At 64.8% G+C, this 19,935-nt stretch carries 23 protein-coding genes, 1 tRNA gene and 1 pseudogene; 10 read left to right on the forward strand and 15 right to left on the reverse strand.

Annotation, left to right across the window (positions count from 1 at the left end):
* The first annotated feature begins 5 nt into the window (after positions 1-5).
* Positions 6-80, forward strand: a tRNA-Val gene (locus ACM9NP_RS18260).
* Between the two features lie 605 nt (positions 81-685).
* Entirely contained in the window at positions 686-2,503 is a 1,818-nt protein-coding gene (locus ACM9NP_RS18265; RefSeq protein ID WP_415647947.1) for a hypothetical protein, read from the forward strand.
* 402 nt (positions 2,504-2,905) lie between these two features.
* On the opposite strand, the gene ACM9NP_RS18270 is transcribed toward ACM9NP_RS18265, so the two are convergent.
* From ACM9NP_RS18270 to ACM9NP_RS18300, 7 genes are all read right to left on the reverse strand, one after another.
* Positions 2,906-4,198, reverse strand: a complete 1,293-nt coding sequence (locus tag ACM9NP_RS18270; RefSeq protein ID WP_415647948.1) for a hypothetical protein — start codon at positions 4,196-4,198, stop codon at positions 2,906-2,908.
* On the reverse strand, positions 4,195-5,943 hold the full coding sequence (locus tag ACM9NP_RS18275) for a hypothetical protein (protein ID WP_415647949.1): 1,749 nt from the start codon (positions 5,941-5,943) through the stop codon (positions 4,195-4,197). The genes ACM9NP_RS18270 and ACM9NP_RS18275 overlap by 4 nt, the downstream gene beginning before the upstream one ends.
* 345 nt (positions 5,944-6,288) lie before the next feature.
* Positions 6,289-6,834 (reverse strand): hypothetical protein, encoded by a 546-nt coding sequence (locus tag ACM9NP_RS18280; RefSeq protein ID WP_415647950.1) that lies wholly within the window; start codon positions 6,832-6,834, stop codon positions 6,289-6,291.
* Between the two features lie 77 nt (positions 6,835-6,911).
* A complete protein-coding gene (locus ACM9NP_RS18285) occupies positions 6,912-7,118 on the reverse strand; it encodes a hypothetical protein (RefSeq protein ID WP_415647951.1) in 207 nt (68 codons plus the stop codon).
* A gap of 22 nt (positions 7,119-7,140) precedes the next feature.
* Positions 7,141-7,371 (reverse strand): hypothetical protein, encoded by a 231-nt coding sequence (locus ACM9NP_RS18290; RefSeq protein WP_415647952.1) that lies wholly within the window; start codon positions 7,369-7,371, stop codon positions 7,141-7,143.
* A gap of 198 nt (positions 7,372-7,569) precedes the next feature.
* Positions 7,570-7,923 carry a hypothetical protein gene (locus ACM9NP_RS18295; protein ID WP_415647953.1) on the reverse strand — a complete coding sequence of 118 codons (354 nt, stop codon included), beginning with the start codon at positions 7,921-7,923 and terminating at the stop codon, positions 7,570-7,572.
* 177 nt (positions 7,924-8,100) lie between these two features.
* Positions 8,101-8,520: a CBS domain-containing protein gene (locus ACM9NP_RS18300; protein WP_415647954.1), complete on the reverse strand. Its 420-nt coding sequence runs from the start codon at positions 8,518-8,520 to the stop codon at positions 8,101-8,103.
* Positions 8,521-8,745: 225 nt separating this feature from the next.
* On the opposite strand from ACM9NP_RS18300, the gene ACM9NP_RS18305 reads away from it, so the two are divergent.
* Positions 8,746-9,009, forward strand: a complete 264-nt coding sequence (locus ACM9NP_RS18305; protein ID WP_415647955.1) for a hypothetical protein — start codon at positions 8,746-8,748, stop codon at positions 9,007-9,009.
* Between the two features lie 133 nt (positions 9,010-9,142).
* On the opposite strand, the gene ACM9NP_RS18310 is transcribed toward ACM9NP_RS18305, so the two are convergent.
* From ACM9NP_RS18310 to ACM9NP_RS18320, 3 genes are all read right to left on the reverse strand, one after another.
* Positions 9,143-10,024, reverse strand: coding sequence for a DUF6892 domain-containing protein (locus ACM9NP_RS18310; RefSeq protein ID WP_415647956.1), 882 nt, complete (start codon positions 10,022-10,024; stop codon positions 9,143-9,145).
* Between the two features lie 239 nt (positions 10,025-10,263).
* Positions 10,264-10,458 (reverse strand): hypothetical protein, encoded by a 195-nt coding sequence (locus ACM9NP_RS18315; protein ID WP_415647957.1) that lies wholly within the window; start codon positions 10,456-10,458, stop codon positions 10,264-10,266.
* Positions 10,459-10,602: 144 nt separating this feature from the next.
* Positions 10,603-11,589: a helix-turn-helix transcriptional regulator gene (locus ACM9NP_RS18320; RefSeq protein WP_415647958.1), complete on the reverse strand. Its 987-nt coding sequence runs from the start codon at positions 11,587-11,589 to the stop codon at positions 10,603-10,605.
* A gap of 124 nt (positions 11,590-11,713) precedes the next feature.
* On the opposite strand from ACM9NP_RS18320, the gene ACM9NP_RS18325 reads away from it, so the two are divergent.
* The 4 genes and pseudogenes from ACM9NP_RS18325 (at position 11,714) to ACM9NP_RS18340 (ending at position 13,423) form a co-directional block, all read left to right on the forward strand.
* Positions 11,714-12,109 carry a RidA family protein gene (locus ACM9NP_RS18325; protein ID WP_415647959.1) on the forward strand — a complete coding sequence of 132 codons (396 nt, stop codon included), beginning with the start codon at positions 11,714-11,716 and terminating at the stop codon, positions 12,107-12,109.
* 232 nt (positions 12,110-12,341) lie between these two features.
* Positions 12,342-12,467 (forward strand): annotated as a pseudogene (locus ACM9NP_RS18330) (IS5/IS1182 family transposase); the annotation flags it as partial.
* A gap of 421 nt (positions 12,468-12,888) precedes the next feature.
* A complete protein-coding gene (locus ACM9NP_RS18335; RefSeq protein ID WP_415647960.1) occupies positions 12,889-13,101 on the forward strand; it encodes a hypothetical protein in 213 nt (70 codons plus the stop codon).
* The gene (locus ACM9NP_RS18340) at positions 13,064-13,423 is read left to right on the forward strand and encodes a hypothetical protein (RefSeq protein ID WP_415647961.1); all 360 of its coding nucleotides are present in this window, start codon (positions 13,064-13,066) and stop codon (positions 13,421-13,423) included. The genes ACM9NP_RS18335 and ACM9NP_RS18340 overlap by 38 nt, the downstream gene beginning before the upstream one ends.
* A 55-nt stretch (positions 13,424-13,478) precedes the next feature.
* Here the strand turns inward: ACM9NP_RS18340 and ACM9NP_RS18345 are convergent, their stop codons facing one another.
* Entirely contained in the window at positions 13,479-13,862 is a 384-nt protein-coding gene (locus ACM9NP_RS18345) for a hypothetical protein (protein ID WP_415647962.1), read from the reverse strand.
* A gap of 379 nt (positions 13,863-14,241) precedes the next feature.
* Here ACM9NP_RS18345 and ACM9NP_RS18350 point away from each other — a divergent pair, with 379 nt between their 5' ends.
* Complete coding sequence (locus ACM9NP_RS18350; protein WP_415647963.1) at positions 14,242-14,841, forward strand: hypothetical protein; 600 nt, start codon at positions 14,242-14,244, stop codon at positions 14,839-14,841.
* Between the two features lie 29 nt (positions 14,842-14,870).
* Positions 14,871-15,149, forward strand: a complete 279-nt coding sequence (locus ACM9NP_RS18355; RefSeq protein WP_415647964.1) for a hypothetical protein — start codon at positions 14,871-14,873, stop codon at positions 15,147-15,149.
* A 139-nt stretch (positions 15,150-15,288) separates the two neighbouring features.
* On the opposite strand, the gene ACM9NP_RS18360 is transcribed toward ACM9NP_RS18355, so the two are convergent.
* Both ACM9NP_RS18360 and ACM9NP_RS18365 read right to left on the reverse strand, forming a co-directional pair.
* Positions 15,289-15,960 carry a hypothetical protein gene (locus ACM9NP_RS18360; protein ID WP_415647965.1) on the reverse strand — a complete coding sequence of 224 codons (672 nt, stop codon included), beginning with the start codon at positions 15,958-15,960 and terminating at the stop codon, positions 15,289-15,291.
* A gap of 190 nt (positions 15,961-16,150) precedes the next feature.
* Positions 16,151-17,197 (reverse strand): NAD(P)H-dependent flavin oxidoreductase, encoded by a 1,047-nt coding sequence (locus ACM9NP_RS18365; RefSeq protein ID WP_415647966.1) that lies wholly within the window; start codon positions 17,195-17,197, stop codon positions 16,151-16,153.
* Between the two features lie 386 nt (positions 17,198-17,583).
* Between ACM9NP_RS18365 and ACM9NP_RS18370 the strand changes: the two genes are divergently transcribed.
* Entirely contained in the window at positions 17,584-17,877 is a 294-nt protein-coding gene (locus ACM9NP_RS18370; protein WP_415647967.1) for a single-stranded DNA-binding protein, read from the forward strand.
* Between the two features lie 286 nt (positions 17,878-18,163).
* On the opposite strand, the gene ACM9NP_RS18375 is transcribed toward ACM9NP_RS18370, so the two are convergent.
* Both ACM9NP_RS18375 and ACM9NP_RS18380 read right to left on the reverse strand, forming a co-directional pair.
* A complete protein-coding gene (locus ACM9NP_RS18375) occupies positions 18,164-19,036 on the reverse strand; it encodes a hypothetical protein (protein WP_415647979.1) in 873 nt (290 codons plus the stop codon).
* A 58-nt stretch (positions 19,037-19,094) separates the two neighbouring features.
* Positions 19,095-19,913, reverse strand: a complete 819-nt coding sequence (locus tag ACM9NP_RS18380; RefSeq protein ID WP_415647968.1) for a MerR family transcriptional regulator — start codon at positions 19,911-19,913, stop codon at positions 19,095-19,097.
* Positions 19,914-19,935: the final 22 nt, after the last annotated feature.

Raw genomic sequence — 19,935 nt, forward strand, 5'->3', positions numbered from 1 at the left:
CTTCGGGTCGATTAGCTCAGCGGGAGAGCGCTCCGTTCACACCGGAGAGGTCACTGGTTCGATCCCAGTATCGACCACCAGCACAAACGCCCCTCACCGGATGACCAGCGAGGGGCGTCAGGGCCTAATAGAGGGCCTGAGGGTTTTCCTTCCCACCATTTCGCCATCAGATCGGCCCCACTCGCGATGACCGGGCGCAGGTCTGTTCGGTAGATCCGTCGCGTCGTCGCCGTGGTGGCGTGTCCGCAAGGGCGAGGTGTGAGCAAGAGGCGACCTAGCCGTCGCTACGGCAGGTCCTCAGCAACACTCAGGACTGGCAGTGCATCCCGACACCTTTCAATGTAGACAGAATCCGGCAGGACTTTTGAGTGCTTAGGCCGCTATCGTGACGTGTCTGCACTGGGGTGCGATTCGAGCCTGGTCAGGAATGGCGGATCGTTCTGCTTATGGGCCAGACTGAGTTGAGGCCTCGTCTTGGTGCTGCACCCGCATGATGGACTCGTTACTGTGACAGGGTTCTGCACTGGTACGGAGTCCCCAGTTGGCTTCTGGTGTGGAGTGTGGCCCCCATTTCCTCGACTCATGGTAGCGAAGGAGCCGGTCGATGACTTATTACATAATGGCTGCCACCAACGTAGGTGGCGAAGTTCTCGACGAACGCACCGTCCTCGCCGTACCGGACCTGGTGGAGGTCACCGCGTTCGGCGATGAGTCTCGAACGAACTACGTATCGGTTGTCGATGAGCGCGACCTCACCACCGTCTACGGACGGGATGCCGGCGGAGCCTGGTCGGTGGTCGCGGCAGGTGTCGACGACGAGACCGCCGAGGAGGTGCGTCTGTGGTTCGACCTGACGCAGCATTATGGTTTCCAAACTCCCGGCAGCGACGCTGAGACCGGCCATCCTCTGGACGGCGTCTCGACACCGGAGGACGAGCAGATGCCTGCGGAACGGGCAATTCGGCTTGTCGTGGAACGGATCCAGGCTCGCGGCCTGGACTACCCCGTGCAGGGGCTCGTGGCGGATCGCTTCAAGGCAGGCTGGAGCGTGTACGCGCCGGTGGACATCGACGACAGCGATCCGATGGCGTTTCGGGACATGCCGGTCGGCAGATCGGTCTTCCTGGTCAGCGATGCGGGGCGGATCAAGGAGACGTCGAGTTCGATCCCGCCGCCTGCGGCGGAGGGCATGTTCACCGCTGAGGAGGCGTACGTGCGCCGCCCGCTCGCGGGAGAGAACTCGATGGCAGACCTCTGGAATGAAGCCATGCGGCTTGACTCCGCATCGGACGGTCCCTTGGCGATCGCATCGTTCACCATCGACACCCCCGACGAGGCGATCGCCGAGCGGGCTTCAGCACTTCTGGCACCGATCACGCAACAGGTGGCCCAGCTCGGACCGCCCGGCTGGGACCGCTTCTCGGCGGTCTTCTCCTTCACCGTGGGCGCAGAGGTCGCCCAGCTGCAGTTCTGGTCCGGCAACCAGGTCACCGATGCACGAGTACCCGAGCAGATAGCCCTACTCGTCCGGCGACAGCGGCACCTCGCCGCGCGGATGCCCGCCGGGCCGTGGTGGCGCCTGCTGCTGAGCGTCAACATCGGAGCTGGAACAGGCGCCCAGCTGAGCACCGATTACGACTACGGCGACCGGCCCTTCCCCGACGACCACCTACTCGCCGCCGACCACTACCGCGACGACCTGGCCGCCTACCCACGCCCACACACACCGGCCTGGCTCACCGAACACATCGCCAACGCCGACAAGCCCGCCCCCCGCACAACGCCACCGGCAACTGGCGCAAAGCCCCAGAACCAACCCCTGCCATCACAAGCATCGGACGCGCGACCTGCCGCAGTGGCGCCTCACAACATCGCGTCCCCATCAGGTGACCCCTCGAACCCGATGGCATCCCCGAGACCGTCACGACCCGGCACGGTTCCTCGCCTCGACACCACCGCCGATTGGACGCGTCTCCAAGCCGACCCGCAGACGATCACCTACGGCAAGAAATCGATCGCGCTCGACCAAGTGGAGTGGGTCAGCTATACGGCGACGCAGGTCGCCGAAAAGCGGTTCCTGTTCCCCACCTTCTACCAGAACTACTGGACCTTCCACGTGGGGCAGTACCCCTACTACAGCGGACACAAAGTCGCCGTGTCCTTCTCAAAGGGAGGCCGCCACGCAGAACAGCCGCAAGGGTGGACATTCCTGATCAACCTGTCCAAGCAATACCTGGAACCCCGACTGCTCGACGACCTGATCACCCGAGTTCGCCGCGGCGAGACCATCACCGTCGCCGGCAGCGTGGAGTTCAGCCAAGACGGCATCGCATGCACGAAACCACGCTTCTCCCTACCCTGGGCCTCCATCAGCCCACCGACCCTCCACAACGGCATCGTCTCGATCCATCAAACAGGCGTCGAGAAACCGGTCGTTACCGCGCCCCTGAGCCACCCCAACGCGGTCCTGATCCCCGACCTCTTCAACGCACTCGCGCCATAAAACCAACAACCCGACCGACCCGGCCCGCCCAGACCCCGCCGAAATATGCCCCAGCGCCAAGCAAAGCAAAGCAAAGCACCAAAGTGGTAACCCGATAATCCGGTTGTGGTTGGTCGTGGTTGATCGTCTGGTACGTGCGGCTCCAGTTGTTCGGCGGCATCTGGTACGTCGTCCAAGTCGACAACGGCTAGGACGTGCCCCGCAGCCGACGCCGATTGCATATCAACCTATGAGGCTGTCTTCGGACCTGTCGTTCTGTTGTGCGACGTTCGGTGGGCGCATCGTGGCGAGACGTGAGGCGCCCACACACAACACTGGTGCGCAGAGGTCTCGTCCGCTACTGCAATGCCCACTCGACCGCCGCTCACGATGAACGAGATCGAACACGACCTTTGAGATGCATCAGTTTGCGGCGAGGTCGAAGGCGAGGACGCCCTCCCCGATGAGAGGGATCGCCTTGTCCAGCGCCCATCCGACGATTCCGTTCTCGTGGACGACACTCGGGTGTCGACGGAGCAAATTGGGCGACTTGAATATGTGCGGTCTCCTGTCCGGCGGGCGGATCTTTCCGTGCGGAGTGCAGGCTTCGATGAGGTTCCTGCTGGTCATTCCCTCGTTCGCGATCGACGCGAGGAGGGCGTCGAGTTCGAGCGGGGCGCCGTCTGCGTTCTCCGTGCGGACGATGCCGCCTGGACGTCCTCCGAAGGGAAGGGGCACCATCGGGAGCAGGCGGTATGTCTGCGCGAACTCGTATACAGCGGCCGGTTCGCTCAGGTCCACTTGCGCCAGCAGTCCGGCGCGGAACAGGTGCACGAGAGTGTCGATGGCGTGTTCCCCGCCGGCGTCGGTCAGCTCGATGACGACGGAGGCGACGGTGGTCCCGGGCGGACGCGTCGCGCACAAGGACCAGATGAGCGTCTCCGCGCCGCTGGTGGCGGTGGTTTCGCCGCCGAGAGTGATGTCGCAGTAAGGGAGGTCATCTGCGGTGCGGGTCTGCGGACCGGGAGTGCCGAGCGGGACGACGATCGACGTCGTCAGAAGGGAGTCGGGGCGGTTGAGTCCAAAGTTCGTCGGCCGGGGTGTGGTGGGAGGCAGGTTCGGTTGAACCGGGACGTTTCGGGAAGGCTTCGGGAGCTCCGGTGGCCGCGGTGCGGCCGATGTTGCCGGGGCTCGATCGTTGGCCTGCTGCCCAGGAGCCGAAACGAACACGGAATCGGGCAACCTGTCAAGGCGAGGCGTCCACAATCCGGTGTCGGCGCGTTCGCGCCATTGCCTTATAAGGAGCTCGTAGGGCAGGTGAGCGACTTCGATGCCGACGGTGCCGGGGCCGGCACGCAGGTCGGCGAGCGGGCCGTCGAACAGTCGATCTAGGACATTTGCGTCCTGCGCACGTTCGCACGCCCAGAGCACGGGACGTCCCGCCGCGACCGCGACCTGGGTGCGCGCGTCGGCGATGAATCGGGCCGTCGCTTCCGGGGTCAACTCGCCGCTGTCATCGATCTGAGCGGGGAAGCCGCTCAGCGCCTCCAACGTGACGAAGCCGATCGTGAGCGAATCGCCGCGTATCCCGTCGAACCGCGCGCTTCGGTCGCCGCCGAGTTCGTCCACGACCAGCGTCGCGCCCTGGTACATGCCGGTGAGCGCGGTCCCATATTGCCCATGGAATACCTGGCGGGTGCCGTCCGGCGTCATCATGACCTCGGTCCTTCGGTCGCGTTCCGTGCACCATGCCCGGAAATGGTGTCCAGATAGGCCGAACCATGGTCGACCATTGATCTGATGTGGCCGAGGATAAAGCTGACTTCGCCGAGATCGGCTTCATGCACCAGCAGTGAGACGGCATGTTGGAGCGATGGGAGCTCGCTTCCGGTCGCGCCCCAGATCGCCGTTTTGACGTCGTCCAGTCGGGCCAGCGTCCGCTCGTCATGTGTTGTACCCAGCAGCCACTGTCGTCGCGTCTGGGTGCGCGACTGCCGGTACGTGACGTCGCCCAGCCCGGCCAAGAGCGGGTGAAAGCGCAAGGTGGACAGGGAACGTAGTGCATCGGCGCCTTGAAGACGCCGCACGAGCCCTCGCCGCGTGAGCCGGTCGAGGGTCGCCTCCACGTTGCGGATCCGTCGATGGCGTGCCACGCCATTGAGCTCCTGCAACTCCGGCGCGTTCGGTCCCCGGAACGGGTTGAGCCCGCGCACCACTCGCCACAGTCCACTCTCGTCGGCGTCGAGCGGTTCCAGTCGACCGGCGACTCGGATCATTGTGGGACGTCCAGCGGTCGCGTCGACGATCAGCCCCACGGCCAGGAACCCGAGATCTGACGCGGGCGCGATCTCGACATCGAGCGGCGACGAGTCGGGAATGCTATCCGGGCTGCACTCGCTCTCAGGGAGATCAAGGTAGGCGACATCGCGGGCCAGTAGAAGTGGCAGTTCACGAGCGAATTCGGTGATGGCGGACGTGCCGTTGAGCTCGCCCAGTTCTTCGAGGCGTGATGCCGTTCTCGCCGCTTCGGAGAGGTCATCACACGCCGGGCCCAATGTGAGGAGGGCCCGCGCTCGACTGCTCACTGGAGTGGTCACGAAGGCGTCTTCGTCGCCTGGATCTGCGACTGCGGCGACCGATGATCCGTCGACGCCCGACGCGAAAGTCTGGAGCGGAAGTACTCGCAGCCGGAACAGCGCGGCTGTGGCATCCTCATCGTCCGCCCACTCGCTGATCAAGCCGCATGCTTCCAGTTCTGCCAGCGCCTCGGAGATCGATTCACTTGGGCGTCGATCGAACCGCTCGACATCCCTTCTGGTGAGTGGACGTGTCGTCGTTGCGGGCCCGGTGCGCAGTACGAGCCATACCCGACCGGCCGATGCGCTCACGGTGATCGGTCGGCCGCGGGCCTCCAGCAAGAAGTACCGTTGCGTCTCGTTGACGAAGCCGATCGGGCGGCCGATCGCGACCAGGCCGATCGAGTCAAGATACACCCCTGTGGATGTTTCCGATGCAGTTCTGTTGTCGGAGTTCAGGAGCGGACGATCTGAGGGTGTCCCGTCGACAGCCGATGCGTCGACGACGTGAAATGAGATCGAGGCGCCGTCGAACTCGCTTCGGCATCGATCGACCAAGGCGGCGATGTCGTCGCGGAGTGCCTCCGCATCGGTCGCGGATTCGAAGAGCCATGCGATCCGGTTCCCACACGATGCCCAGATCTGGTTGAGAGCCGCGGACAGAAAGTACCGCTGGAGCTCGAACTTCTGCTCGTCATCGAGGCCGGCCCATCCCTGATCTGATATGAGGAATAGAAACTCGCCATCGCGGAAGCCGGAGAACTCGGCTCGGGTACCTCGCGGCCCCCGCACGATGTAGCGGTCGGTGTACGGAGTACCCGTGGCACGGAACCGGAACGAGCTCGACAAGTCCGTCATCGTCTCGTCCGAGATGCTGGAATCCATGAGCGAGTGTCCGCTGAATCGTGCATGTGTCCCTCCTTCGACGCGTCCGCGCGCCGTCGCCTTCGATGTGTGTTCGGGAGCCCATGTCACGAACGGCAGGTCCTGGTCTGGGTTGCGCTAGCGCCAACGTGTGGGCGGAATCCGCCCGGATCGAAACCAGTTCTGAGCCATGTCTCGAAAGAGTGGTGTCTGTTGGAACTCGGACGAGGATGTTGGCCGCCGAGCATTCCATATGTGACTTCGCGTTCGACAGCTCACTCGGCCGCTGAAGCGTCGTCGGAAAGATGCGAACACCACCTACGAGTTGCACACACTAGCTTTCATGTTTCGTCGTGTCCATGCCGGTCATGATGGGGTGGTTTTTCTGTTCATGTGTCTGTGGTTTGTGGCTGCATTGATCCACTCGGTCGTGCTGCGGCGGGCGAGTAGTACCAGCGCGGTGATGAGAAGCGCGGCGGCAGGGGCGACAACGATGAGGAGGATGCGGGAGATTCCGGATGCGACGGGGTCACCGCTGGCGTCGTCGAAGCCGGACACGACGATCGTGGTGAGAACCTCCAGCATCGGGAGGAGGAACATGGCGCCTCCGACGGCGAGACCGATCTGACCGATCTCGCGGCCCTGCCAGAACGGGATGGCCGACGCCAACAGGACCGCCAGCGAGATCCCACTCGTGATGTTCGACGTTACGTACTCCGCCACGGTGAGGTCGGGGTCCGGGTCGATCGAGACGCCGATCCCCAGATCGAGCAACCCCAAGACGGTGAAGAACATGAGGATGACGAACGCCGTGACGACGACACCCGGTCGACGCGGCGGCTGCGCGACTGAAGCAGTTGCCGAAGTGGACAAAGGTGCGTGCGGGAGCGGGGCCGGGGTGGCGGCGGTCATGGGCAACTCCAAAGCGGTGGCGTTTCGGTTGCCGCACAGTGTATCGACGCCATCAAACCGGGACTACCATTCGACAGTCACCCACTGTCGCCCCGAACCAACCCGAACAACTTCGTCAACCTCAGGTGCGGTCGGCAGTCCCCTCTTGGCCGCGATCTCATCGAGCGCAGCCGCACGATCCGCCACCACAGTCGTCGAGCCCGTCTTCGATAGGCGCCGACCACATCCTCATCGACACCCAATAGCACCATGTTGCCCAGCGTGATCTCCACGATGCTGCTCATACGCACACCTTCGCAGTGTCGTTCAGATCGAGTTGAGAATGTCTTTGACGAGGTTGGGGTCGTCGTCATATCCGCACAGCGCCATGACGATGCGGAGTCCATCATCGCGAGTGATCTCGCCGTTCTCAGTGAGCGTATTGAGGACAGCGAGGGCCTCGACGACGAGTGGCGTCAGCTGATCCTTGTCACGGGTGTCGCCGAGATCGCTGGCGATGCTGAGGATCACCCTGCGGGTCGACGCGTGAAGCACCATGGGCGGCCTCCAGAACGGGGAGACGGTTAGAGAATCCGATGCCAGCGGATTCCCTGCTCATACAAAAACCAACGACCAACACCGCGGACGGTGACGCACCCACCCGTTCCCGGAACTGATCCGGTGGCGATCCGCCGACAGCGCTTTCGTCAGTAACCAAAGCCTCGACCCGCACTTGCAGGGCCGCGGTCAGTGAGTTCAGCGTCCGGTTTGGCCCGGCCGTTTGTCGCTGGCGTCTTCGATGTCGCTCGGTGGTTCCTCGGACTGACCGAGGCTAGAGCGAACCTGATCAATCTTCTGCTCGATACGCTCAAGATCCTGCGCATCGACCCTGAACAGCAGATGCTTGGCACCCAACAGCAGGATCGCCTGGAAGATCAACTGAAACCACTCGCTCTGCCAGTTCTCGAAGGTCGACGCGAAGAACCTCGGCAGAAACTCCGACCAACTGAAGACGACGCCGAGTTGCCGCTGCTCGTTCGAGAACTCGATCAGCTGAAACATGAACTGACCGAACCACGAACCCGCGAACATGATGACGAGCAGATACACCGCGCCCCACCGTCGCAGATGCCGCAACGTCGGACTATGTGTCGTCTTCGGCACGCCTCAACCCCCCTCTCCCCCCGGAGCAATGCCCGGCACGCCTCACGCGCTCGCACCAGACACAATGCACAGCAAGCCGAACCCCGTCCGCGGATACTGCACGCGGGATGAGGCTCGCGAATGTCAGTTGTTCGGCGGTTCCTTACTGATGTCCGCCAACACCGAATTCGGGTCCCTGTTGACAGCAAGATCACCCAACGACACCACTCCCACCGGTCGTCCCAAGTCATTGCACACCGGCACACGACGCACTCCGTGCTCGCGCATCAACGCGACAGCCAAGTCAGAATCGTCGGTCATCTTGACTCGCACAGGACTGCCGGTTATGAGCCGATCCAGACTCATTCCCTCCATCGTGCCGTTCTGTGCGATCCCCCGCACGACGATGTCCCGGTCGGTGACGATTCCGACCAAACGATAGTCCTCAACGACCAGAACATTGCCAATGTTCTTGTCGCGCATGATCTGCGCCGCCTCAACAACGCTCGTCGACGGCATGCAACACGCCGGATCAGCCGTCATGACATCCGCAACGGTTTTCACGATCGCTCCTCTCTCCCCATGTACTGGTTCTATGACTTCCTACCCGCTCAGCGGGACCTCACGCACCCAAAGCAATAATTCGAGGGTCGGCAAGGATCAAGCCAAACCCACTGTTCAGGCGCTCAACGTATCGGGCCTGGTCGTGGGAATCGCAGGGCACTTGCTGGCCGTCACACCTTCCGTCTACTCTGCGATTCCAGACAGCCGATTACCGAGGAGCCCGCTGTGTACGCGACCCCGAACCGCCCCATGAACCAGGGCGAACTTGATCTGATCTGCCGGATTTGGGCCGATTGCGGCAGTGACGACCCCACAGACCGGTGGCTCCAACTCTGGGATGGTGGGGACGCCGATGATCATCCAGAACAACGCGACGCAGTCATCGCCCTCGCTAAGGAGGTTGGTCTCGAAGTCACGGTTGTTGAGGGAATCCTGAATGTGCAAAAGACCCAGCAGCTTCACGACGAGATCGGTGCCCGCTGGATCTGATGTCAACGTGCCCCGGACGTGAATGTCCGGGTTCGCGGGTGGGTTTCACGGCTTTGTTGTCGTGGTCCTCCCGCGTCTGAGCGCGGCCGGCGACTGACGTGAGCGTCCCTAAGAAGCTGGCAGTCGAAATACATCACAGGAGCTGGGCGTCGATACCCTTCTCGCGTAGGGACTCCAGGGTTTCTTCATCGACGCCGGTCAACGTCATTGATCGCAGGTTCGGGAGCAGGTCGACGTCGGTGAAGTCCGTGATGTCGAAGAAGTCGTCCTCGCCACCCCACCGCGGTGCGATCTGCATGTAGATGTCGTTGCCGCCGTCTAGTACGAGTTCCACGACCTCGCTCAACAGGGCCCGTGGCACCGGAAGCTCGGCGAAGTACGCGAGGGCCTCTGGGATGGGTGCGTACCCCTCTTCGTCGACATCGATGTCACGCTCGCTGTATGCATCGATGAATTGGTGAATGTCGAAGGCGGGTTTGATCAGGCCCTTGTCGTACATGAGGTCTTGCAGGACGAGCAGTTTGAAGTTGAGGTCGGTGAACTCGGCCGCGTCGGCGACCGGGATCGGCTTCGCCTTCTTCTTCGCCGGGGTGGCCTTCTTCTTCTGCCGCCGGACCTTCTGCTCGACGCCGACCTCCATCACGTGCTGATCAGGCCCGGGATCGGTTCGCCGCGCCATGACGTACCCGCTGCCGAAATCGCGATTCGGATAGGTCGGACCCGCCGGACCGAACTCATCGGCGAAAGGCCGCCCTTCGATCCGAACCCGGTGGGCGGGGCCAGTGACGCTGAACTTCACCTGAAGCGCGTGTATGCCGTCGGTGTGCTTCACCGTCACCCCCGATTCGCGCCACGACCAGAAACCCGAGGTCCGTCCACCACCGGATCCGTCAAACTTCTCGGGTTCCTCGTCGAACAATGCGTCCAGTTCAGCCAGCGGAATCGGGTAACCGTACAGGCGGTCATCGATTTCAATTCCGTCGAGCCGAATATCGACCGTCAGTACTCTTGCCACCTTGTTACCACCGTTCGTAGTTTCCCAGGTCAGTCGTACCGAAGCCTATTCCGCTCCACGTGTGAGCAAACTGGCGGAACACGTCGACCCGCTTCTGGCTGCCGCGCTGGATCGAATGACCTTAGACGTTGAAGCGGAGTTTCACCGCATTCAGGTGCAGACAACCTCCGGCTCTCGAACCGTCAGAGCTGCCTCGGCCTGTTCCCCTTCGGTGATCGCGTTGCGTCGCGTGGCGGTTGTCAGGCGTCGGGCTTCAAGGAGCGTGCGCGAAGAGCCGCGAAGTCGCCCTCGACGAACTCCTCGGCGATCGCGAGCGCCTCGTCGCGGTCGGCAAAATCAAGGGCACCAACGACCTCCCCACCAGCTTCTGCCTGCTGGAATCCGACAGACCGGCGGGTGAACTCGACGAGCCAGACGTCGCGTTCAGTGCTCATCGGTTGCCTCCGCAGGGAATCCGGTTCCGCCGTGACCCTCTCAGCGGCGAGGCCGATCCCATGCCGGTCCCGCACCAACGTGTCGCCAAGCAGACGAGGAAGCTCCGGGCCACGTTGAAGCGGAACTCAACCACGTCGCCGCGGTTAGCGAACGTCTGGGCTCCGAATCGAGTCATACCGATTGACGAGCAGGGAAGCCCGGTCGCGCAGTGCAACCCGTAGCGCTTCAGGCACCAGGACTTCGGCGTCCGTGTCGAGTTGCCGCACGGCCCAGACCGCATGCCGCAGGTCCTCGAACGTCACGTCGAGACGGATCCAATCGCCCTGCTCCGATTCCTCGAGGCGGACGGCGCGCGTGGCATCGAGCAGTTCGTCGCGGCGAGACGACTTGACTCGGACGACCACGGGGAGGTGGTCCTTGGACAGGAACCGGGTGCTGCGCTCAGCCCAGATGCGGTCGAGGTCGACATGCGCGGGGCGCTGCGCCGGCTCGGGGAGCGCTTCGGCGCTGAGCATCCGCGACAGCCGGTAGGTCCGGTCGTCGCCGGCTTCGGTCGCCAGAAGGTAGGTGTGGCCGCGAACGGTGACCAGCCCGATCGGATCGACAGTGCGCGGGAGCGGTGTCTTCCCTGGTGGCACGTAGTCGAACCGGAGCCGGCGTCCGGTGAGCACGGCGCTGCGCACCTCGCTCATGACCCCATCGGCCAACTCCTCGGCTGCCACGCGTCGCGAGAGGAGGTCGATCTCCGGCTCGACGAGGAAGCGTTTAGCGGCGTCTTCCAAGCTCGCCCGGTGTCCTTCTGGCAGCGCGTCGACGACCTTGCGCATCGCCGAAGCCAGGGGCGCGCTGAGGCCGAAGACCTTCTGGCCCCGATCCGATCCCGCCGTGAGCAGAGCGAGGGCTTCGTCGTGATTCAACCCGGTCAATTCCGTGCGGAAACCGGGAAGGAGTGAAAATCCGCCGTAGCGACCACGGTCGGAGTAGACAGGGACGCCAGCCGTCGAGAGCGCATCGATATCGCGCAGCACGGTGCGCGTCGACACTTCGAGCTCGTTCGCCAATTGTTCCGCGGTCATGCGGCCTCGCTGACGCAGCAGCAGCACCATCGACACCAACCTGTCTGCTCGCATGGATCCATCTTTATCAGTAATCACGACACAAGGTGTCGTGATTCATTGCAAAGGTGCTTGTGAGGCGTCGAGGACGGCGGCCATCCGGCCGTCGGGCGCTGCGGAATGAACGATCGGAGCAGCAATGAAACGCACGGCAGTCAACCCTGTGTCATGGTCGCAGGAGATGGGCTTCAACCAGGGCGAGGTCATCTCGGGCGAAACGCGCACCCTGTACATCTCGGGGCAGACGGCGATGAGCAGGGACGGTCGTCCGGAGCACGATGGGGACATCGCGGCCCAGCTCGCACTGGCCGTGGCGAACCTCGAGGCCGTGCTCGCCGAGGCGGGCATGTCACTGGCGAACCTGGTTCGTCTCAACGTCTACTCCACCGACGTGGACGCGCTGTTCCAACACTATGGCGTCCTCGCGGGGAAGCTGGGCGCAGCAGGAGTCGCCCCGACGACCACGATGCTCGGTGTCACACGCCTCGCCATCCCCGGCCAGATGATCGAGCTCGAAGGAACCGCCGTCGCCTGAGGCGACCGGTGTCGTATCCGCTGCTCGTGTCACTCAGATCGATGCGTGCAGCGGATCCCTTCGGAATCCAAGGTGCACGACCTGGGAACGGATGCGCGGCCGATTCGCCGATCTGGCCGTGCATCCGTTCCCCGATCGTGCAGGTGTACCCGGCGACGCGGCTCAGACGTTGAAGCGGAACTCCACCACGTCGCCGCCCTTCACGATGTTTTCCTTGCCCTCCATGCCTTCCAAACGTCACGTCGTGGAACGGTGTTTCAACCGGCTCGAATAATGGCGAGACCTGGCCACCCGCTACGCCAAACGCGCCGCGATCTACCAGGCCAGCCTCACCATCGCCGCCAGCATGGCCTGGCTGACATATACACAAAGGTTCACAGGACACGCCCTAGTCCGAGCACACTCGAGTTTGAAGAATCGTGGGCCGCATGGATAGTTCCGACATCGCCATCACGGGTTCGTAGTCCTGTAGAGGACCCCGATGAGTGCTTCGGTGGGGACGCGGTAGAGCGCTCCGATTCTCAGGATCGGTACCGGGAACTCATTGGTCTTGGCGAGTCGGTAGGCGAGGGTGCGGCCGATGGTGAGGATCTGGCCGGCGGTTTCGATGTCGGTGACGGGACCGAGCGCGGATACGGTCGGCGGTCCAGGGGGTGTTCGGTTCGGGGGTCATCGAGGCACGGTCCTTCCTGTCAATATGACAGACATGGGTTGATCTTGTGCGTCGATCATTGGTCGTGCTGGTCATGGACGCAATGGGTCGGTTAGGTTCTGTGGTTATGACAGATTCTGGTGCTTCGACGTTCTCTGATGTGGTCGCCGATGCGGTGCGGCGGTGGCGAAAGGCCCGCGAGCTGACGGTCGAGGCGCTCGTGGAGCGCTGCGCCGAGCTCGGGGCCGCCCACGTGACGACGAACGTGATCTGGAATCTCGAATCCGGGAGGCGTCGCGCTGATGTCCGTGGTGGGCGCCGTAGCGGGGAAGAGCACTGAGGCGGCGATCAAGGGCGGCCCGTCGACGGTGCAGAACGTCGTGGCGTTGGTGAAGCGCCGGTTCGCGAAAGAGCAGACAGCGGCCAAGGCCCTAGAGGCCGCGGAGCGGGATCCGGAGCAGAACGAGGAGGGGCTCGTCCAGGCTCTCGATTTGATCACCGCGTTCGACCCGGATTTCAAGGCCGAGTTGGCGCGGGCTGCCGCTCCGTTGCTCGGCGGAGAGTCGATGGTGACGAACAACTGCAACAGTGGAGACGTGTCCGGCTCCGCCACCTTCATTCAGGCGGCGAAGGTCGGAGACATCAATCTCGGTCCACAATGACGTTAGGACGGGTCGTGACGACGGTGATGCTCGAACCGACCTTGATCGTCAATGTTCATGGAACCGAACCGGACGCCATCGTTCGATAGTGGAGCGATGCGGCGACGGTCGCGATGTCGATGGGCGTGTCGGTCGACGCCAGATGGCAGCCGTGTTTGCGGGATCGGAACATCAGTGAGCCGGTGGTGAGTCGGGTTCCCGCCGTAGAGCAACCCGCCCATTCCTCGAGTGCCTCCGCCGTCCAGCCGACCCCGTCGGCGTGGGACATGACAATCTCCGTCCACAGTATTATTTGCGCCGCGTGCAACCTGCTCGCGTTCGACTCGGTCGCGTCGATGACGAGGATTCGCGCCGCGTAGCTCGAAGCGTCGTTGTGGTCGGACAGGAGTGAGGGAAAGCGACGCGCCTCGATGGCGGCATTGACGTCTTTCAGGTACACGTGTTGGGCCGCAACCGGAGCATCCGCGATATCCGGGCGTGGGAACGCCGCGACGATGGGAGAATCAGTACGGGGCCAGCAAGCTCGATCGCTGCGCCGCCCAGCCGATCGACTGCTACGTCGTATTCATAATCCGGGGGTTCGAAGCTAGCTCCGGGGATCCGAATGGCACTTTCCGTGAGAAGCCATATCTGGACACTATGGAACCTGTTGATCCACCTCAGGCCCGAAACCTACTGCGGTGCGGGGTTGTCAGTTCCGTACGATGCATTGTGATTCGTGGTCGGTGTTGAGCAGCTGAAATCCGAACCGGCCGTCGCGTGGTCGGCCCTGAAGACCGCATTCCACTAGGAGTGACTTCATTGAATATCATGCGCCCATGGTGACCTTGATGTTCTACGACGGAACGGTAGACGCGGAATCGGATGTGTTGCGCACCGGCGGAGTGCCGCTTGCCCCGGCCGACTTCCAATGGCCGACCTGCGCCGAATGCGAAGGGGCGCTTCAGTTCATCGCGCATCTGCCGATCGAGGCCGGTGTCGTGTCGGTGTTCATGTGCCAGAACGACCCCGGCCTGTGCGATGAATGGGAAGCCTTCAAGGGAGGCAACCAGGCATACCTGTTCACCGACCGGAATCTGGCACCGGCAACCGTTCCCAACGAAGGGATGACCCAGTTGGGAGCCGTGTCGAGACTGCGACCCGAGGCCATCGACGTCGATGAGTACTTCGAGGCGCTTTCAGCATGGGAGGGTACCGGCCGGGAACGCACCGTACTCGGGCAACTGGGTGGCAAACCGGCCTGGATCCAGGCCGACCAGACCCCCAGCTGCCCCGGCTGCGGTACGGCGATGACCCTAACCGCGCAGTTGGAAGAGGGCTACGAGGACGACACCAGCGGCAACTTCGGCGGAGGAGGCCTTGCGTACATTTTTCACTGTGTGGACTGCGTTAAGGCGGCCTTCCTCTGGCAGCAGTGAAATGTCCTATGGCTGGGTAGCATCAGCGAATGCGACCTGCCACCTACAGCGACGAAGACCTTGAACAACACTTGCTGCAGCGGCGGCGTGACCTCGACGAGAACGCCGCCGAAGAGCTCCATAAAGGAGATGCGGTCGTGGTCGTCGGTAAGGCGTTGCGCCTGGACCGCAGCGGCGACAACAACGAATACGCGAACCTCCGCGTCACCGCAACATCCGTGGCGATAGCCCGCCGCAAGACCACCCGATCCGAACCTGACAATCACGTCCCCGTCGATGACCCGTGGCCGACGGTCTCCGTCCCCTAGACCAGCCCCGGTGACTAGCGTCAGGCCGATCGAGTGAAACGCGGCCGGGCAGCAATCCGTGGGATGCGGACCGGGGGAATCCATAGAGGTGGGACGTCACCGGGGGTCAAGGCTCTCGGTATGCACGACGCGCATGAGCTCATCGATGTCCATCGCGTTCTCCGTCGGTGTTCGTCCGCGGCCCGGGGCCGGCGTCCTGTCTCGGACCCACTCGGCGCTCATACAGTTCGATGACGTCCGCCCATGACCAGCCCACATCGATCCCTCGCACAGCCTTCGCGGTGACGGTCTCGGACACCCAGCTCGCAGGGACGACGTGAAGCGCCAATGACATGGTCCCCTCGTTCTCGTCGCCGGCCCAGACCAATGCGATGCCGATCGTCCAGGAGATCGTCCAGAACGTGGCCTTCGTCGTGCCGGCCGCCCGGAGAGCGTGCAGGTACGACGCGATGCTGCCTCCCTGGTGCCCGCTGAGCTCGTCGAGCGTGCGCGCGCTGCGCGCCCAGTAGTAGCCGGATCCCTCCATCTGGGCCGCGAACTCGGCGATCTCCTCTGGCTCGACGCCGGTAGCACGGCCGTTGCTCGGGTCGCCGCGCCACGCGAGCGGCAGGATCCTCGCCTGCCCGCGCACGAGGACCGGGTTCGCGGGAGCGAGCCATCCGTCTTCGTCCCGCGCGAGCGCTTCCGTCCACGGCCCGTCAGAGCGCCGTACCTGGGCGCGGCCCTCATACGGCAGGATCGCGCCCTCGACGCACGACGCCGGTCCGAACGCGGCAGCTTCGTCGCGGTGGACATCCCTATCGAGATTCACGTTCCGACACCTCTTCCGACCAACCATCGATGGCTTCCACTGTAGATAGGCGGCAGTGTGATCTGCTGGGCCTGCCCGGACCGGGCGGCGTCGCTGGGCTTCTCGGCGGGCAGGTTTTTCGGCCGGATGAGAGCGACGTCGGCGTCACCGCCGACTGAACCCGCCCTGCCCGCACCATCGGCGGCACGGCTCAGCTCTCCGTCGGGGCGAGCCAGGCGATGATGTCGGCGGCGGGGCCTGTGGGAGCGCTGCGCCACCCGGTGCCGGCCCACAGGTGCAGCACGTGGGCGTCGCCGGCGCTGCCCGCGGCCTGGCGCAGGGCGCGGGTGAGGTGGTGCACCGCCGGGTACGCGCCCACGGCTTCGTGCTCGTGCCGGTCAATGAACGCAGACCGCAGCGCGCGGGCGGGGCGGCCGGTGAACGCTCTGGTGAGGACCGTCTCGGTGAACGCCTCATCGGCGAGGGCCCGACGATGGGTGGCGGAGGTGCCCGCCTCGTCCGAGCGCAGCAGCAGGGTGCCCACCGCGACCGCTTCGGCCCCGGCGTCCAGGAGCCGCCTGACGGCGTCGGGCCCGTCGACGCCGCCGGTGGCAATGATTGGCAGGCCCGTGGCCTCGCGCACCGCCCGGACGAGGTCCGCTGTGTCGCCGTCCTCGATGGTGCGGGCCGGGTCGTAGGTGGCCGAGTGCCCGCCTGCGCCGGGGCCCTGGACCACGAGCCCGTCGACGCCCGCCGTCGCGGCGAGCCGCGCCTCGTCGGGGCTCGTGACCGTGGCGATCACCCGGGTCCCGACCCGCTGCAGCGCTTGGACGTCCTCCGGATCGGGGCGGGCGAACGTGAGGGAGACGACAGGGACCGGGTGCTCGATCAGCAGTGCGAGCTTGTCCGCGTAGTGGTCGTCGTCGGCGACCGGCTCGGCGGACAGGACGAGCCCGTACCGGTCGGCGTCGTCCTTGAGCGCTGCCGCGTACGCGGCAAACGCCTCGGCGTCCACGACGGCCGTGCGATCGGGGACGAAGAGGTTCACGCCGAAGGGGTGACCGGTCCTGCGGAGCTCTTCGATCTCCGCGGCGAGCGCCTCGACGCTCTTGTAGCCGCCGGCGAGGAAGGGAAACGCGCCCGCTTCGGCGACTGCGGTGGCGAGCGCGACGGTCGTCGGCCCTCCCGCCATCGGCGCGGCCACCAGCGTGGACGATGTCCCGAGGAGCCTGTCGGTCTCAGGGAGATGCGTGGTCATGGGGGTCCTTCCATCGTGGTTCTCGTGGGCCGCTGCGGTCCTTCCAGGCGTAACACCGCGGTTCATTGTTCGGTCCACGGCCGGCCTCGATAACGCCGCAGCCCCATGGCGTCGGCTCCTGAACGGGTGGACGGTTCCGGTGTCCGGTGGGTGCTCGTTGCACATCCACATGCATACCCGACGGCTCCACGGGCGCCGCTTCGCTCGCAAGGTGGACTGTCGAAACTTTTCGACGGACACCGCTGCGCTTCCTTCGGATGTCCTCATCGAAAACTTCCGCCGCCCACCTTGACGTCCCCGCGCGTACCGCCGGGTCTGTGTGTCCGCGTCAACGCGGCACCACCCGCCACACCGGCTCCGAGTGCCCCACACATCAGGAGAATCCCATGCAGTACGTCCACATCGTCGAAGGCCGCCTCGCCGCCACGCTCGAGATGCGCACGACCAAAACCGGCCGCTCGCACGCCACCTTCCGGATCCTGTTCAACGACTCCTACCGCGACGCATCCGGCACCTCACTCCGGTTCAACGCCGCACCGGCCCGCACCCCGACCTCGACACCGCCACAATCACCGCGACCATCGTCATCACCGACGGCATCCAACTGGGCCGATACCACCTCGTCGCACCCGCCGACGCCATCACTGTTCTATAGCCCCACAACCGAATACCGCACGTAACCCCACCGACGTGAGCCGTCGATGGGGCCACTGTCGTGGTCGCGTCCGGTCGCCGATCCTCCCTCCTGAAACGAACGTCCAGGTCGCGTGAGGGGAATTCACCCCCGTTGGAACCGCATCAGACGTACACGCCGGCATGACGCAAAGCCGGCGTTCGTCGCCTCCGGCGTACTTGAACGCTGCGGGGTACCCACAGCATCGAGAGGCGCCGCCTGGAGTTCACGCGGCAGGAAACGATCGAACATCCGCATTAGGGCCCGACCGAGCCGTCGGCCGGGCCCACTTCTCACCGGCCGACCGGCGCGGCGCGAAGGAGCTCGGTCAACGGTGGGTAGGTCTCCGCGAGTCGGCGAAGCGCCGGGGAGATCGGGATGTCGTGCACGAGGTCGTACTGCAATCCGCCGAGCAGCCGCGCCCGCTGGGTGAGGACGTCGGCGGCCTCCGGCAGGCCAAGTTCCCGCAGCGCCCACGCGCCATCGGCGGCACGACGAGCGCCGACCCGTGCGGAGAAGTAGGTGAGAGTGCCCTTGACTTCGGGGTCGAGCCCGTCGTCCGCGGCGTCGGCGAGGGCGAGCACGGCGTCGCGGTTGCCGAGCGTGCCCGGCGGAACGGGGAGGTCGGTGCGGCCGGCCGACCATTCGGTGAATGCCGGTAGGAGGGTCCGCAGTGCCTGGTCGGGACTGACGTCACGGACTCGACGGAAGGCGGTTCGGCCGGTGAACGGTTCCCCGTACCCGACGGTTCCGCTGGACCAGGCGGCGAGGAAGTCGTGGATGGGCAGGGTCGCGTACGGGTGTCCGTGGGGGTCGTGACTGACGACGCGATCGGCGTCGACTCCGAGGACGACGACGAAGTGATCGGCCCCGATGGGGCCGCTCATGCCGGGTTGGTAGCGAAGTAGCCCCATGTCGACGGGGCCGACGAGGATGGGGTCCCGTGGACTGGCGGCCCGGAGACGGGCTTCGGCCGTTTCGGCGGTGCCTCCGGTGGTGACGTCGCAGGCCCAGCCGATCGCGTCGATGGCTTGGGCGAGGCCGAGGTCCGGGTCCCATCCGTACGGGTCGAACATGGGCATGCGTCCGCCGAGGAGTTGCGCCCCGAAGGGTGAGCCGGTGGCGACTTCGAGGAGGCGGGGGTCGAAGGCCCCGTCGATCGACATGGCGAGGGAGTTGGCGTAGCAGTACGGCCCGGAGCCGATGTAGTTCACGGTTTCCCTTTCAGGGTGAGGCGGTGAGGTCGGGGCTTAGCGGGTAGTTGATGTCGAGCCGAGTGCCACCGGGGTGGGTCTCGTAGACGGCGTCGATGAGGCGCGCGTCGGGTCTGGCTTCCAGCCAGGCGTCAAGGGCGTCGTAGTAGGCGAGCACCTCGGGGTGGTCGCGGTGTCGCGGCTCGACGGACAGCCGCGCGGCCCGGTGTGCGGGGACGATGCGGACGCGCAGGTCGTCGACGGGTTCGACGGGTCGTGGCGCGGTCACCGCGATCTCGATGGGGCCGTCGCTGTCGAGGGTGACCATGCCGTGGAAGAAGACGAGGATGCGGCCGTCGTCGGGGATGCCCTCGGCCTCGAGGTGTGCCCGTATACGACGGGCGGATTCGGCGATGGCGTCGTCCATGAGGTCGACCCGCACGCGGAGCTGCCGGTAGAGGACGCGCCGCGGCGGGATCGGGTGGACGCGGATCGCGTCGGCGAGCGCGGGGTCGCCCGCGCCTCGCCGTCCGAGGGCGTTGACGGCGGCGCGTTGGCGGTGCAGTCGCGCTTGTGCCGCGTCAAGCCACTCGTGCAGGCGGGTGGCGCGGGTGGCGGCGTCGGTGTCGAGGAGTTCGGCGACGCGGGCGAGAGGCAGATCGAGGGCTCTCAGGTCGGCGATGAGTCGGGCACGCGGGATCTGGTCGTGCCGGTAGTGACGGTATCCGGTGCGGGCGTCGATCCGAGCGGGTGTGAGGAGGCCCTGGTCGGCGTAGACGCGAAGCGCCTTGGCCGAGAGTCGCGTCGCGTCGCCGAAGGCTCCGGGGAGGAGTTCGTCGTTGTCATCCACGCCGCAAGCATGCGGCGTGCCC

The sequence above is a fragment of the Stackebrandtia soli genome (assembly GCF_965137155.1).
GTDB lineage: Bacteria > Actinomycetota > Actinomycetes > Mycobacteriales > Micromonosporaceae > Stackebrandtia > Stackebrandtia soli.